This window comes from Streptomyces sp. NPDC093225, from assembly GCF_044753805.1.
In the GTDB taxonomy this organism is placed as follows: domain Bacteria; phylum Actinomycetota; class Actinomycetes; order Streptomycetales; family Streptomycetaceae; genus Streptomyces.
Genome location: NZ_JBIVNX010000001.1, coordinates 184440 through 200960 on the forward strand (window position 1 = coordinate 184440; position 16521 = coordinate 200960).

Sequence of the window (16521 nt, forward strand, 5' to 3'; positions counted from 1 at the left end):
CACGGGCACCGCGACCGGCGGAGCCCGGACCACCACCTGCACGGAACGGCCGTGGCCGCTCCGACGACCTTGACGACTCTGACCACTTCGAGCACGGGGATGGCGTAAGACATGGTGAACGAGGAGAAGTACCTCGATTACCTCAAGCGGGCGACGGCCGATCTCCGCGAGGCGCGCCGCAGGCTGCGCGAGGTCGAGGAGCGCGACCAGGAACCGATCGCGATCGTGGCGATGAGCTGCCGCTACCCCGGCGGCGTCGACACCCCCGAGGCGCTGTGGGAGCTCGTCGACGGCGGCCGGGACGCCGTCACGCCGTACCCCGCCGACCGGGGCTGGCCGCAGGAGGTCCTCTTCGACCCCGACCCGGACAGCGGCATCGACGCGTACGAGCAGGTCGGCGGATTCCTGCACGACGCCCACCACTTCGACCCCGGCTTCTTCGGGATCTCCCCGCGCGAGGCCCTCGCCATGGACCCGCAGCAGCGGCTCCTGCTGGAGACCTCGTGGGAGGCCTTCGAACGGGCCGGCATCGACCCGACCTCGCTGCGCGGCAGCCGCACCGGCGTCTTCGCGGGCCTGATGTACCACGACTACGCCGCCCGGCTGTTCAGCGTCCCCGAGGAGGTCGAGGGCTTCCTCGGCAACGGCAGCTCCGGCAGCATCGCCTCCGGCCGGATCGCCTACACGCTCGGGCTCGAAGGCCCGGCCGTCACCGTCGACACGGCCTGCTCGTCCTCCCTCGTCGCCGTCCACCTCGCCGCCCGGGCCCTGCGCAGCGGCGAGTGCACCCTCGCCCTGGCGGGCGGCGTCACCGTCATGTCGACCCCCGGCACCTTCACCGAGTTCAGCCGCCACCGCGGCCTGGCCGGCGACGGCCGCTGCAAGTCCTTCGCGGCGGCCGCCGACGGCACCGGCTGGGGCGAGGGCGCGGGCATGCTCGTCCTGGAGCGGCTCTCCGCCGCCCGCGCCAACGGGCACCCGGTGCTCGCCGTCATCCGCGGCTCCGCCGTCAACCAGGACGGCGCCAGCAGCGGCCTCACCGCCCCCAACGGCCCCTCCCAGCAGCGCGTCATCCGCGACGCGCTGGCCGGTGCCCGCCTCTCGCCCGCGCAGATCGACGCCGTGGAGGCGCACGGCACGGGTACCACGCTCGGCGACCCGATCGAGGCGCAGGCCCTGCTCGCGACGTACGGGCAGGACCGCCCGGCGGACCGGCCTCTGCTGCTCGGCTCGGTCAAGTCCAACATCGGGCACACGCAGGCCGCCGCCGGTGTCGCGGGCATCATCAAGATGGTCATGGCGATGCGCCACGGCACGCTGCCCAGGACCCTGCACGTCGACGAGCCCACGCCGAACGTCGACTGGACGGAGGGCGCCGTACGGCTGCTCACCGAGTCGGTGCCGTGGCCCGAGACCGGGGCCCCGCGGCGGGCCGGCGTCTCCTCGTTCGGCATCAGCGGCACCAACGCCCACACCGTCATCGAGCAGGCCCCGGACGGCGCGGGGACCCCCGATTCCGCGGAGGCCCCGGTGCTCCCCGGCGCGGAGCGACCGGTCGGCCCGACCGCCGCCCGCGCGGACCGGACCCCCGTGCCGCCGCTGTGGACCCTCTCGGCCAGGTCCCCCGCCGCCCTGCGCGCCCAGGCCCGGAAGCTGCACGCGCACCTGACGGCCCACCCCGACCTGCGCGCCGGGGACGTGGCCCACTCGCTCGCGAGCGGACGCACCGCCTTCGACCACCGGGCGGTCCTGACGGCCGCCGACGGGACCGGCCTCCTGCGCGCCCTGGAGTCCCTCGCCGACCTCGGCCCGGAGGACTCCGCCCCCGGTGTCACCCGGGGCCGCCCGGTCGCCGGGAAGCTGGCCTTCCTCTTCACCGGCCAGGGCAGCCAGCGCCCGGGGGCGGGACGCGACCTGTACGCGGCGCACCCGGTCTTCGCCGCCGCGCTGGACGAGATCTGCGAGCGGTTCGACGCCCACCTGGAACGTCCCCTGAAGCAGGTCCTGTTCGGCACCGACGCCGACGTGCTGGACCGGACGGAGCACGCGCAGCCGGCGCTGTTCGCGGTCGAGGTGGCGCTCTTCCGGCTCCTGGAGTCGTGGGGCGTGACGCCGGACTTCGTGTCCGGCCACTCGATCGGCGAGATCGCCGCCGCGCACGTCGCGGGTGTGTTGTCGCTGGACGACGCCTGCACGCTGGTCGCGGCCCGCGGGCGGCTCATGCAGGCCCTGCCGACCGGCGGCGTCATGATCGCCGTCCAGGCCTCCGAGGCGGAGGTCGCGCCGCTGCTCACCCAGGGCGTGGACATCGCCGCGGTCAACGGACCGCAGGCGGTGGTCGTCTCCGGCGACGAGGCCGCGGCGGTCGCGATCGCGGACTCCTTCGAGGCCCTCGGCCGCAAGACCAAGCGCCTCACGGTCAGCCACGCCTTCCACTCGCCGCACATGGACGGCATGCTCGACGCCTTCCGCCGCGTGGTGGCGGGCCTGTCGTTCGCCGCCCCGCGCATCCCGGTCGTCTCGAACCTGACCGGCGCCCTCGTCACCGACGAGATGGGCTCCGCCGACTTCTGGGTCCGGCACGTCCGCGAGACCGTCCGCTTCCTCGACGGCGTGCGGGCCCTCGCCGCCCGCAACACCGTCCACTTCGTCGAGATCGGCCCGGACGCCGTCCTCACGGCCCTCGCCCAGGACTGCCTGCCCGAGCACACCGACACCGGCGCCTTCGTCCCCGTCCTGCGCACCGGCCGGCCCGAGGCCGAGACCCTGGCCGGCGCCCTCGCCCGGCTGCACGTCCGCGGCGCCGCCGTCGACTGGGACGCGTACCACGCCGGCACCGGGGTCCGCCGCGTCGACCTGCCCACGTACGCCTTCCAGCGCGAGCCCTACTGGCTCGACGCCGGACGCCCCGCCACCGACCTCCTGGCCGCCGGCCTGGGCACGGCCGGACACCCGTTGCTCGGAGCCGCCGTCGCCCTCGCCGACCTCGACGGCGTCCTGTGCACCGGCCGGCTCTCGCTCGACACCCACCCCTGGCTCGCGGACCACGTCGTCCTGGGTTCCGCCGTCCTGCCCGGCAGCGCCTTCGTGGAGCTGGCCGTCCGGGCGGGCGACCAGGTGGGCTGCGACCTCCTGGAGGAACTCACCCTCCACGCACCGCTCGTACTGCCCGAGACCGGCGCCGTCCAGGTGCAGCTGTGGGTCGGGGCCCCCGACGCCACCGGCCGCCGCACCCTCGGCGTGCACTCCCGCCCCGAGCCCGCCGACGGCGCCGCGGCCGGCGCCGACGCGGCCGAGCCGGCGTGGACCCGGCACGCGGAGGGCGTCCTCGCGACGGGCGCCCCCCAGCCGTCCTTCGCCCCCGGGACCTGGCCGCCGGCCGACGCCGTCCCGCTGCCCGTCGACGGACTGTACGCCGGGCTCGCCGAGGCCGGCCTGGACTACGGCCTCGTCTTCCGGGGCGTCCGGGCCGCCTGGACCAGCGGTGACGCGACCTACGTCGAGATCGGGCCGGCCGGTGAACCCGAGCCCGGGGCCGACCGGTTCGGCCTGCACCCCGCCCTGCTCGACGCCGCCCTGCACACCATCGGCCTCGCCGGACTCGTCGAGGACACCGGCGGCAGCCGGCTGCCGTTCTCCTGGAGCGGGGTGGCCCTGCACGCCGCGGGCGCCGCCACCCTGCGCGTGCGGCTGTCCAAGGCCGGTCCCGACACGGTGTCGCTGGCCCTGGCCGACGGCGCCGGAGCGCCCGTCGCCGACATCGCCGCACTGACCCTGCGCACGGTGTCGCCCGAGCACCTCGACGCGGGTACCGGCGGCCCCCGCGACCACCTCTTCCACGTGGACTGGACGCCGTTCACCCTCCCCGCCCCCGGCACGCCCGAGCCGCCGGCGCTCGTCCTCGACGGGCCGGCCGCCGCCGAGGCGCTGGCCGCGGCCCTCGACTCCGGCACCCCCGCCCCGGGCACCGTCGCGGTACGCCTGCCCGCCGCACCCGGGCTCACCCCCGAAGCCGTGCACACGGCCGCGCACGACGCGCTGCACCTGCTGCGGACCTGGCTCGCCGACGACCGGCTCGCCGACAGCCGACTCGTGCTCCTCACACGGGGCGCGGTGCCGGTCCGGAGCGACGACGGCGCGGCCGACCCCGTGGCCGCAGCCGTCCGGGGCCTGGTGCGCTCGGCGCAGTCCGAGCACCCGGGCCGCTTCGTCCTCCTCGACACCGACGTACCGCACGGCGAACTCCCCGGATCCGCCCTCGACGCCGTCCTGGCGTCCCGGGAACCGGAGGTCGCGCTGCGCGCGGGCACGGCGCACGCCCCCCGCCTGGCCAGGACGCCCGCCGGCAGCGGCACCGGCACCCCGGTCGCGGCCCCCGCGTACGACGCCGACGGCACGGTCCTGGTCACCGGCGCGGCCGGCACCCTCGGCCGGCTCGTCGCCCGGCACCTCGTGGCCGAGCGCGGCGTGCGGCACCTGCTGCTCCTGAGCCGCCGCGGGGCCACGGCGCCCGGCGCCGCGGACCTGACGCGCGACCTGACCGACCTGGGCGCCGAGGTCACCTGGGCGGCCTGCGACGCCGCGGACCGCGACGAGCTGGCCGCCGCCCTGGCCGGCATCCCGGCCGAGCACCCGCTGACGGGCGTGGTCCACACGGCAGGCGTCCTGGACGACGGCGTCGTCGACTCCCTCACCCCGCAACGCCTGGACTCCGTCCTGCGGCCCAAGGTCGACGCCGCCCTCCACCTGCACGAACTGACCCGCGACGCCGACCTGTCGGCCTTCGTGCTGTTCTCCTCCGCCGCAGGCGTGTTCGGCGCGCCCGGCCAGGGCAACTACGCCGCCGCCAACTCCTTCCTGGACGCCCTCGCGCAGCACCGCCGCGCCCACGGGCTCCCGGCCCTCTCCCTGGCCTGGGGCCTGTGGGAGGACGCCGACGGCATGGCGGGCACCCTCGACGAGACCGACAGGGAGCGCATGCGGCGCGGCGGCGTGCAGGGACTCACGGCCGCCGACGGCCTCGCCCTCTTCGACCTCGCCGACACCCTCGCCGCGGCCGGGACCACGGCCGTCGCGGCCGGGACCACGGCGGCCGAGGCCGCGGCAGGCGGTGCCGAGAGCGGGGACGGTGACGGGCGCGCTGCCGGCCGGGCCCACCTCGTGCCGATGCGGCTGGCCCTGCCCGCCGCCGGATCGGGCGTGCATCCGCTGCTGCGCGGCCTGGTCCGTACGCCGCTACGGCCCACCGCCAGCGGCGCGGCGCCCGACGGCCGCATCCCGACGGAGCCGTCCGGCCTGGAACGGAGCCTGCGCGGCCTCGACGCCGCCGGGCGGGAGAAGCTGCTCCTCGACCTCGTCCGGGGCCACGTGGCCGGCGTCCTCGGCCACGGCACGCCCGACGCCGTCGAACCCGAACAGGCCTTCAGCGAGCTGGGCTTCGACTCCCTCACCGCCGTCGAGCTCCGCAACCGGGTCGGCGCGGCCGCCGGCCGCCGCCTCCCCGCCACGCTGGTCTTCGACTACCCGACCTCGCTGGCCCTCGCCCGCCACCTGGCCGCCGAACTCGGCGGGGACGACGACCGCCCGACCCCCGCGGCGCCCGCCCCGGGGCACGCCGGCCCGGCCGGTGCCGACGACGCGATCGCCATCGTCGCGATGAGCTGCCGCTACCCCGGCGGCGTCACCAGCCCCGAGGAGCTGTGGCGGCTGCTGGCGGGCGGCGGCGACGCGATCACCAGCTTCCCGGCCGACCGCGGCTGGGACGTCGAGGCCCTGTACCACCCCGACCCCGACCACCCCGGCACCTCCTACACCCGCCACGGCGGCTTCCTGCACGACGTCGCCGGGTTCGATCCGGCGTTCTTCGGCATCAGCCCGCGCGACGCGGTCGGCACCGACCCCCAGCAGCGGCTGCTGCTGGAGACCACCTGGGAGGCCTTCGAGCGGGCCGGCATCGACCCCGCCGACGTGCGCGGCACCCGCACCGGTGTCTTCGCCGGCGTGATGTACCACGACTACGCCACGCTCCTCGAGCGGTCCGCCGACGGCGCGGACGGTTCGCTGGGGTCCGGCAGCACCGGCAGCATCGCCTCCGGCCGCATCTCGTACACCTTCGGCCTCGAAGGCCCCGCCGTCACCATCGACACCGCGTGCTCGTCCTCGCTGGTCGCCCTCCACATGGCCGTCCAGGCCCTGCGCAGCGGTGAGTGCGACATGGCGCTCGCCGGCGGCGTCACCGTCATGGCCACCCCCGGCACCTTCGTCGGCTTCAGCCGCCAGCGCGGCCTCTCCGCGGACGGCCGCTGCCGCGCCTTCTCCGCCGACGCCGACGGCACCGGCTGGGGCGAGGGGGTGGGCATGCTGCTCGTCGAGCGCCTGTCGGACGCCCGCCGCAACGGTCACCCGGTGCTCGCGGTGGTGCGCGGCTCGGCGATCAACCAGGACGGTGCGAGCAACGGCCTCACCGCCCCCAACGGCCCGTCCCAGCAGCGCGTCATCCGCGCCGCGCTCACGAGCGCCGGCCTGGCGGCCACCGACGTGGACGCCGTCGAGGCCCACGGCACCGGCACCACCCTCGGCGACCCCATCGAGGCCCAGGCCCTCCTGGCCACCTACGGCCAGGACCGCCCCGCCGACCGGCCGCTGCACCTCGGCTCGATCAAGTCGAACCTCGGCCACACCCAGGCCGCCGCCGGCGTCGCCGGTGTCATCAAGATGGTGCTGGCCATGCAGCACGGTGTGCTGCCCCGCACCCTGCACGCCGACCGGTCCTCGCCGCACGTCGACTGGTCGCAGGGCGCCGTCAGCCTGCTCACCGAGCCCGTGCCGTGGCCCGAGACGGGCCGCCCGCGCCGGGCCGGCGTCTCCTCGTTCGGCATCAGCGGCACCAACGCCCACACCATCATCGAGCAGGCGCCGGCCGCCGAGCACCCCGCCGCGGACCCGGTGCCCGCGTCCCTGCCGGCCGAGGCCGTGGCGCCGCTGCCGCTGCGCCTCACCGGGCGCACGGCGGAGGCGCTGGCCGACCAGGCCGGAGCCCTGCGCGCGCACCTGGACCACCGGCCCGACCTCGCGCTCGCCGACCTCGCCCGCTCCCTGGCCACCACCCGCGCCGCCTTCGACCACCGCGCGGTGGTCGTGGCGACGGACCGCGCCTCGGCCGCCACCGCCCTCGACGCCCTCGCCGCCGGCCGCACGGCCGCCGGACTGGTCCGGGGTACGGTCGCCAGGAGCGCCGGGACCGCCTTCCTGTTCACCGGTCAGGGCAGTCAGCGGCTCGGTGCGGGGCGTGAGCTGTACGGCGTCCAGCCGGTGTTCGCGGCGGCGCTGGACGCGGTGTGCGCGGAGCTGGACCCGCGGTTGGACCGGCCCCTGAAGCAGGTGCTGTTCGGCGCGGATGCTGCTGTGCTGGACCGGACGGAGTTCGCCCAGCCGGCGTTGTTCGCGGTGGAGGTGGCGCTGTTCCGGCTGCTGGAGTCGTGGGGGGTGCGGCCGGACTTCGTGTCCGGCCACTCGATCGGTGAGATCGCCGCCGCGCACGTGGCGGGTGTCCTCTCGCTGTCCGACGCGTGCGAACTGGTGTCGGTGCGTGGCCGGTTGATGCAGGCGCTGCCGGCCGGTGGCGTGATGATCGCGGTGCAGGCGTCGGAGGAGGAGGTCCTGCCGCTGCTGTCGGAGGGCGTGGGCATCGCTGCGGTCAACGGACCGCAGGCCGTCGTGGTCTCCGGTGACGAGGCCGCGGCGGTCGCGATCGCCGCGGCCTTCGAGGCGCAGGGGCGCAAGTCCAAGCGGCTCACGGTCAGCCACGCCTTCCACTCCCCGCTGATGGACGGCATGCTCGACGCCTTCCGCGAGGTGGCGGAGGGGCTGTCGTTCAGTGCACCCCGGATCCCGGTCGTGTCGAACCTGACCGGTGCCGTGGTGACCGACGAGATGGGTGCGGCGGACTTCTGGGTGCGGCACGTCCGGGAGGCGGTGCGCTTCCTGGACGGCATGCGGACCCTGGAAGCCGCGGGCGTGACGACGTACCTCGAACTCGGCCCCGACGGCGTCCTCTCCGCCACGGCCGAGGACTGCCTCACCGGCGACGCCGCGGCCTTCGCTCCCGTGCTGCGCGCGGGCCGACCCGAGGCGGAGACCCTCACCACCGCGCTCGCCCGGGCCCACTGCCGGGGCGTCGACGTCGACTGGAACGGGTACTTCGCCGGCACGGGCGCGCAGCGCGCGGACCTGCCCACGTACGCCTTCCAGCGGGCGCGCTACTGGCCGCAGACCGGCACCCCGCTCCCCGGCGACGCCACCGGGCTCGGCCTCGCGGCCGCCGCGCACCCGCTCCTCGGCGCGGCGGTGTCCCTCGCGGACGCCGACGGCCGCGTCCTCACCGGCCGGCTCTCGCTGCGCACCCACCCCTGGCTCGCTGACCACGCCGTCATGGGATCCGTCCTCGTCCCGGGCACGGCGTTCGTGGAGCTGGCGCTGCACGCCGGTGAACGCGTCGGCGCCCCCGCCCTGGACGAGCTGACCCTCCAGACCCCGCTGGTCCTGCCGGACGGCGGCGGCGCGGTGCAGGTCCAGGTCACCGTCGGCGCGCCGGACGACTCCGGTCGCCGCCCGGTCGCCGTGTACTCCCGCCCGGCCGACACCGACGCCGACGCCGAGGACCGGCCGTGGCTGCGGCACGCGGCGGGTCTGCTCGCCGCGGAGGTCCGCGCGGCCGGCGTCGACCTGGGCGTCTGGCCGCCCGCCGGTGCCACCCCCGCCCCCGTGGACGAGGCGTACGAGCAGCTCGACGCCTCCGGGCTGCGCTACGGGCCCCTGTTCCAGGGGCTGACGGCCGCCTGGCGGCACGACGGCGCCCTGTACGCCGAACTCGCCCTGGACGGACGCGCGCGGTCGGACGCCGACGCGTTCGGACTGCACCCGGCCCTGCTCGACTCGGCCCTGCACGCCCTCGCGCTCGACGGCGGACTCCTGGCGACCCCGGCCGCCACCCCCGGTGCCGGCTCCGACGCCGCCGCGGCGCGGCTGCCGTTCGCCTGGAGCGGCGTACGGCTGCACGCCACCGGAGCCTCGGCGGCGCGGGTCCGCCTCGCCCCGGCCGGCCCCGGAGCGGTGTCCCTGGAACTCGCGGATCCGGCCGGTCGGCCCCTCGCCTCCGTGGACGCGCTGGCGCTGCGCGCCGTCTCGCCCGCGCAGATCGGTGCGGCGACCCGTGACGGCCGCGCGGAGTCCCTGTACCAGGTCGAGTGGACGGAGCTGCCGGGCGACCGCGCGGCCGCGACCACCGTCGACATGACCGACGTCGTCGTCATCGACCTGCGGACGGACGCCCCCGCCGACCTACCGGAAGCCGTGCACACCGCCACGGCGCGGGTGCTGGGGCTGCTGCAGGAGCAGCTGTCCGCCGACCGGCCCACGGACGGACGCCTGGCGTTCGTGACGCGGGGCGCGGTGGCGGCGGTCCCCGGCGAGGTCCTGCCCGATCCGGTGCACGCCGCGGTGCGGGGCCTGGTGCGCTCGGCGCAGTCGGAGAACCCCGGCAGCCTCGTCCTGGTGGACGTGGCCGCCGACGTGACCGACGCCGACGTGACCGGGGCCCTGTCGGCCGCGCTGGCCTCGGGCGAATCCGAGGTCGCCGTGCGCGGTGGGGCGGTCCTCGTGCCGCGGCTGGCCCGGGCCGCGTCGGCGGCCGCCGACGCGGCCGCCGCTGCGTGGGACCCCGACGGTACGGTGCTCCTCACCGGCGCGAGCGGTTCGCTCGGCGCCCTGCTCGCCCGCCACCTCGTCACGGAACGCGCCGCCCGGCACCTGCTGTTGGTGTCGCGCCGTGGTGAAGCGGCCCCGGGTGCCGTCGATTTGTCGGCGGAACTGGCCGGTCTGGGCGCCGAGGTGACCTGGGCCGCCTGCGACGTGGCCGATCGGGACGCGCTGGCGTCCGTACTCGCCGGGATCTCGGTGGCGCACCCGCTCACCGCCGTGGTGCACACGGCCGGCGTTCTCGACGACGGTGTGGTCGGTTCGCTGACGCCCGAGCGGCTGTCGGCGGTGCTGCGCCCGAAGGCGGACGCGGCGTGGCACCTGCACGAGCTCACCCGTGACCTGGACCTGTCCGCGTTCGTGCTGTTCTCCTCCGCCGCCGGCGTGTTCGGCAACGCGGGACAGGCCAACTACGCGGCGGCCAACACCTTCCTCGACGCCCTCGCCGCCCACCGCCGGGCCCAGGGCCTGCCGGGCCTCTCGCTGGCCTGGGGCCTGTGGGCCGAGTCGGGCGGCGGCATGGGCGCTGCCCTGGCCGCCGAGGACGTCGCGCGGCTGGGCCGCGGCGGGGCGGACGCGCTGTCCGCCGCCGAGGGCCTGGCCCTGTTCGATGCGGCCTCCGGAGCCGCCGGACGGCCCGCCCTGCTCGTCCCGGTCAAGCTGGACCCGGCGGCGCTGCGCGCCCGGGCCGGTGCCGGGACGCTCCCGCCGCTGCTGTCCGGCCTCGTCCGCACGCCTGTGCGCCGGGCCGCCGCAGGCGGTGCCGCGGGCGGCCCGGGAGGCCCGGGAGGCCCCGCCGCCCGGCTCGCCGGGATGGCGGACGCCGACCAGCAGGCGTTCGTCCTGGACCTGGTGCGCACCCAGGTGGCCGCGGTGCTCGACTACCCCGGGCCCGCCGCGGTCGAGGCCGACCGCTCCTTCCGCGAGCTCGGTTTCGACTCCCTCACCGCCGTGGAACTGCGCAACCTGATCGGCTCCGCGACCGGTCTGCGCCTGCCTGCCACCCTCGTCTTCGACTACCCGACCTCGACGGTCCTGGCCGCCCACCTGCGCTCCGAACTGCTCGGCACGGCCCCCGGGGCCCCGGCGGCACCCGTCGCCGCCGCGGTCCGTGACGACGAACCCGTCGCCATCGTCGGCCTGGGCTGCCGCTACCCCGGGGACGTGCAGTCGCCCGAGGACCTGTGGCGGCTCGTCCGCGACGGCCGCGACGTCATCTCGGGCTTCCCCGACGACCGCGGCTGGGACGTCGACCACCTGTTCGCCGACGACCCCGGCCAGGAGGGCACCAGCTACGCCCGCGAGGGCGGCTTCCTCTCCGACGCCTCCGCCTTCGACCCGGCCTTCTTCGGGATCTCCCCGCGCGAGGCGGTGGCGATGGACCCGCAGCAGCGACTCCTGCTGGAGACCTCCTGGGAGGCGTTCGAACGCGCCGGCATCGACCCGCGCACCCTGCGCGGCACCCGCACCGGCGTCTTCGCCGGCGTCATGTACCACGACTACGCCTCCCGCCTGGCGGCGCTGCCCGAGGGCGTGGAGGGATTCCTCGGCACCGGCAACGCGGCGAGCGTGATCTCCGGCCGACTGTCCTACACCTACGGCCTGGAGGGCCCGGCCGTCACCGTCGACACCGCCTGCTCCTCCTCGCTGGTGGCCCTGCACCTGGCCGTGCAGGCGCTGCGCAACGGCGAGTGCGACCTCGCCCTGGCGGGCGGCGTCACCGTCATGGCGACCCCCGCGGCGTTCGTGGAGTTCAGCCGGCAGCGGGGCCTCGCCGCCGACGGCCGCTGCAAGGCGTTCTCCGCCGACGCCGACGGCACGGGCTGGTCCGAGGGCGCCGGCGTCCTGCTCGTGGAGCGGCTCTCCGACGCCCGCCGCAACGGCCACCCGGTGCTCGCCGTGGTCCGCGGTACGGCGGTCAACCAGGACGGCGCCTCCAACGGCCTCACCGCCCCGAACGGCCCGTCCCAGCAGCGCGTCATCCGGCAGGCCCTCGCCAACGCCGGCCTGTCCGCCGCCGACGTGGACGCCGTGGAGGCACACGGCACCGGCACGACCCTGGGCGACCCGATCGAGGCCCAGGCGCTGCTGGCGACGTACGGCCAGGACCGGCCCGCCGACCGGCCGCTGCTGCTCGGCTCGGTCAAGTCCAACATGGGCCACACGCAGGCCGCCGCCGGCGTCGCCGGTGTCATCAAGATGGTCATGGCGATGCGCCACGGGGTGCTGCCCAGGACCCTGTACGTCGACGAGCCGACCCCGCACGTCGACTGGACCGCCGGAGCCGTCACGCTCCTGGACACCGCCACGGCCTGGCCCGAGACGGGCCGCCCGCGGCGCGCCGCGGTCTCCTCCTTCGGCTTCAGCGGCACCAACGCCCACGCCGTCATCGAGCAGGCCGCCGCGCCCGCGGAGAGCGGGCCGGCCCGGCCCGGGCCCGCGCGGGACGCCGGAAGCCTGCCCTGGCTGCTGTCCGCCAAGGACCCAAGGGCGCTGCGCGAGCAGGCCGCGCGCCTGGCCGCCCACGTGGCCGAGCACCCCGAACTGTCCCTCGCGGACATCGGCCACTCCCTGGCGACGAGCCGCACGGCCCTCGACCGGCGCGCGGCCGTCGTGGCCGACGACCGGGACGGCTTCCTCGCCGGCCTCGCCGCCCTCGCCGAGGGCGACCGGCCCGCCGGCGTCCTCGACGGCACGCCGGTCGAGGGGAAGCTGGCCTTCCTGTTCACCGGTCAGGGCAGTCAGCGGCTCGGTGCGGGGCGTGAGCTGTACGGCGTCCAGCCGGTGTTCGCGGCGGCGCTGGACGCGGTGTGCGCGGAGCTGGACCCGCGGTTGGACCGGCCCCTGAAGCAGGTGCTGTTCGGTGCGGATGCTGCTGTGCTGGACCGGACGGAGTTCGCCCAGCCGGCGTTGTTCGCGGTGGAGGTGGCGCTGTTCCGGCTGCTGGAGTCGTGGGGGGTGCGGCCGGACTTGGTGTCCGGCCACTCGATCGGTGAGATCGCCGCCGCGCACGTGGCGGGTGTCCTCTCGCTGTCCGACGCGTGCGAACTGGTGTCGGTGCGTGGCCGGTTGATGCAGACGCTGCCAGCCGGTGGCGTGATGATCGCGGTGCAGGCGTCGGAGGAGGAGGTCCTGCCGCTGCTGTCGGAGGGCGTGGGCATCGCTGCGGTCAACGGACCGCAGGCCGTCGTGGTCTCCGGTGACGAGGCCGCGGCGGTCGCGATCGCCGGGGCCTTCGAGGCGCAGGGGCGCAAGTCCAAGCGGCTCACGGTCAGCCACGCCTTCCACTCGCCGCACATGGACGGCATGCTGGCCGACTTCCGCAAGGTCGTCGAGGGCCTGTCGTTCGCCGCCCCGCGGATCCCGGTCGTCTCGAACCTGACCGGGGCCGTCGTCACCGACGAGATGGGAACGGCCGACTTCTGGGTCCGGCACGTCCGCGAGTCCGTCCGCCTCCTCGACGGCATCCGCACCATGGAAGCCGCGGGCGTGACGACGTACCTCGAACTCGGCCCCGACGGCGTCCTCTCCGCCCTCGCCCAGGACTGCCTCACCCGAGACGGCGCCGGCTTCGCCCCCGTGCTGCGCGCGGACCGGTCCGAGGACGCGGCCCTCGCCGCCGCCCTCGCCCGGGCCCACCTGCGCGGAGTCGACGTCGACTGGGCGGCGTACTACGCCGGCACCGGCGCCCGCCGGGTCGAGCTGCCCACGTACGCCTTCCAGCGGCAGCGCTACTGGCTGGAGGCCCCGGCCTCCGCCCTCGCCGGGGACGTCGCCTCCGCCGGGCTCGGTGCGACCGCGCACCCGCTCCTCGGAGCCGCCGTCGACCTGCCCGACTCGGACGGATTCCTCTTCACCGGACGGCTCTCGCTGCGCGCCCAGCCCTGGCTGGCCGACCACCGTGTCGCCGGCTCGGTGCTGGTTCCGGGCGCCGCGCTGGTCGAGCTGGCCGTACGGGCCGGTGACCACGTGGGCTGCGGCCGCCTGGACGAACTCACCCTCGAGGCGCCCCTGGTGCTGCCCGACACCGGCGGGCTCCAGCTGCGGCTCGCCGTGGCCGAGCCCGACGCGGACGGCCGCCGCTCCCTGCGGATCCACGCGCGCGCCGAACAGGCCGCGCCCGACCGGCCGTGGACGCGGCACGCCGAGGGCGTCCTGGCGCCCGACTCCGCCGACGCCGACGGCCGGGCCCTGGAGGAGTGGCCGCCGGCCGGAGCCGTCGCATGCGCCGTGGACGACCTGTACCCGGGTTTCGAGGCCGTCGGACTCGACTACGGACCCGCCTTCCGCAACCTGCGCCGGGCCCACCGGCTCGGGGACGAGGTGTTCGCCGACGTCGCCCTCGACGAGGACCGCCTGGCGGAGGCGACCCCCTACGGACTGCACCCGGCGCTCCTGGATGCCGCCCTGCACGCCGTCGGGCTCGGGGAGTTCTTCCCCGACGGCCCCGCGGGTGCGCGGCTGCCGTTCTCCTGGGACGGGGTACGGCTCCACGCCGCCGGTGCCGCCGCGCTGCGCGTCCGGGTGGCCCCGGCCGGCCCGGACGCGGTCGCCCTCACCCTGTGGGACGGTACGGGCCGGCCGGTGCTCACCGTCGACTCGCTCGTCCTGCGGCCGCTCGCCACGGAAGGCGCCGTCCCCGCCGGACCCGTCGGCGAGGCGCTGTTCCGGCTCGACTGGACCGTGCTCGCCCCGCCCGCGGCACGGCCGGAGCCCGGCCCCCGCTGGGCGCTGCTCGGCACCGACCCGCTCGAGGCGGGCCCGGGCCTGGAACGGGCCGGCGTCCTCGACGCCGCCGCCGACCGCACGTACGCCGACCTGCCCGACCTCGCGGAGGCCTTCGACCTCGCCGAGGCCCTCGGCGAGCCGAAGCCGGAGACGGTCCTCGTCTCCCTGGTCCCCGACCTCGCCGCCCCCGGCCGCGGCGCCGCCGTGCCCGCGACCGCGCACGCGGCCGCCGCGAAGGCCCTGGAACTGGCGCGGGCCTGGCTGGCGGACGAGCGCTTCGCCGCCGCCCGCCTCGCCGTCCTGACCCGCGGCGCCGTCGCCACCGACCCCGCCGAGGACCTGCCGGACCCGGCGCACGCGGCCGTGTGGGGGCTGCTGCGCTCCGCGCAGGCCGAGCACCCGGACCGGTTCGTCCTCGTCGACACCGACGGCGAGGACGCTTCCCACCGGGCCCTGCCCGCGGCCCTCGCCACCGACGAGACCCAGCTGGCCCTGCGCGCGGGAACCGTACGGGCCCCCCGCCTGGCCCGCGCGTCCCTCACCGCCCCCGCGGAGCCCGCCGCCGCAGCCGCCCCCGCCCTCGACCGCGAGGGAACGGTCCTGATCACGGGGGCCACCGGCACGCTGGGCGGCCTGCTCGCCCGGCACCTCGTCACCGAGCACGGCGTCCGGCACCTGCTGCTCACCAGCCGGCGCGGGGCGGCGGCAGCGGGCGCCCCCGCACTCGCCGACGAGCTCCGTGCACGGGGCGCCGAGGTCACCTGGGCGGCGTGCGACGCGGCCGACCGGGACGCCCTGGCCGCGCTGCTGGCCGAGGTGCCGGCCGGACACCCCCTGACGGCCGTCGTGCACACCGCCGGAGTGCTCGACGACGGCACCGTCACCTCGCTCACCCCCGAACGGATCACGAGCGTGCTGCGGCCCAAGGCCGACGCCGCCTGGAACCTGCACGAGCTGACCCGGGGCACCGACCTGGCGGCGTTCGTCCTGTTCTCCTCCGCGGCCGGCGTGTTCGGCAACGCGGGGCAGGCCAACTACGCGGCGGGCAACGCCTTCCTCGACGCGCTCGCCCAGCACCGCCGGGCCGCGGGCCTGCCGGCCGTCTCGCTCGCCTGGGGACTGTGGGACGACGAGGCCGGCATGGCGGCGACCCTCGACGCCCAGGACCGGCGGCGCCTGAGCCGCGGCAGCATGGACGCCCTGTCGGAGGCCGACGGGCTCGCCCTGTTCGACGCGGTCCTGCGCGCACCCACGGGCCACGGGGACGGCGCGGACCCCCTGGGGGAACCGCAGACCCCCAGCCTGCTCGTGCCCGCCCGGCTCGACCTGGCCGCCCTGCAGGCCCGGGCCGCCGACGGCGTGGCACCCGTGCTGCGCGGCCTGGTCCGCGCCCCCGTACGGCGCCGCACGAGCGCCGCGACGGCCGCGGAGGCCCCCGGATCGCTCGCGGACCGGCTGGCCCAACTGCCGCCCGCCGAACGGGACCGGGTGCTGCTCGACACCGTCTGCACGCACGTCGCCCAGGTACTGGGCCACAGCGGCGCGGCGGCGGTCGAACCCGGCAGCGCGTTCAAGGAGCTCGGTTTCGACTCGCTGACGGCGGTCGAACTGCGCAACCGGCTCGGCGCGGCCACCGGCCTCCGCCTCCCGGCCACGCTGATCTTCGACCACCCGACCCCCGAGCAGCTGGCGGCGTACCTGCGGTCCGCCCTCGCGCCGGCCACCGACGGCCCGACCGTCTTCGGCGAACTCGACCGCCTGGAAGAGGCGCTGGAGTCGCTCGGAGCGGCGGACGCCGACAGCGCCACCCGCTCGCGGATCACGATGCGGCTCCAGGCCCTCGCGGCCTGGTGGAGCGCCCGCCAGGAGCCCGGCCGGGCACCCCGTACCGGCGAGGACGCCGACGACGACCTCGACTCGGCCACCGACGACGAGCTGTTCGACCTGCTCGACGACGAACTCGGCGCCTGAGCCGCACCCCCCGACCGCCGGGCGGGGCCCTCCCCCCGCCCCGCCCGGCCCCCGACCACCCCACCA

Annotated in this window: 1 protein-coding gene; it reads left to right on the forward strand. The window is 76.9% G+C overall.

Features of this window, described 5'->3' with window-relative positions; genetic code table 11:
* Positions 1-111 precede the first annotated feature (111 nt).
* A complete protein-coding gene (locus ACIQCH_RS00525) occupies positions 112-16455 on the forward strand; it encodes a type I polyketide synthase (protein ID WP_402576368.1) in 16344 nt (5447 codons plus the stop codon).
* Positions 16456-16521: the final 66 nt, after the last annotated feature.

Bases quoted from the DNA above. Each gene is read 5' to 3' on its own strand.
- ACIQCH_RS00525 (WP_402576368.1), top strand. From the start codon at position 112: ATGGTGAACGAGGAGAAGTACCTCGATTACCTCAAGCGGGCGACGGCC.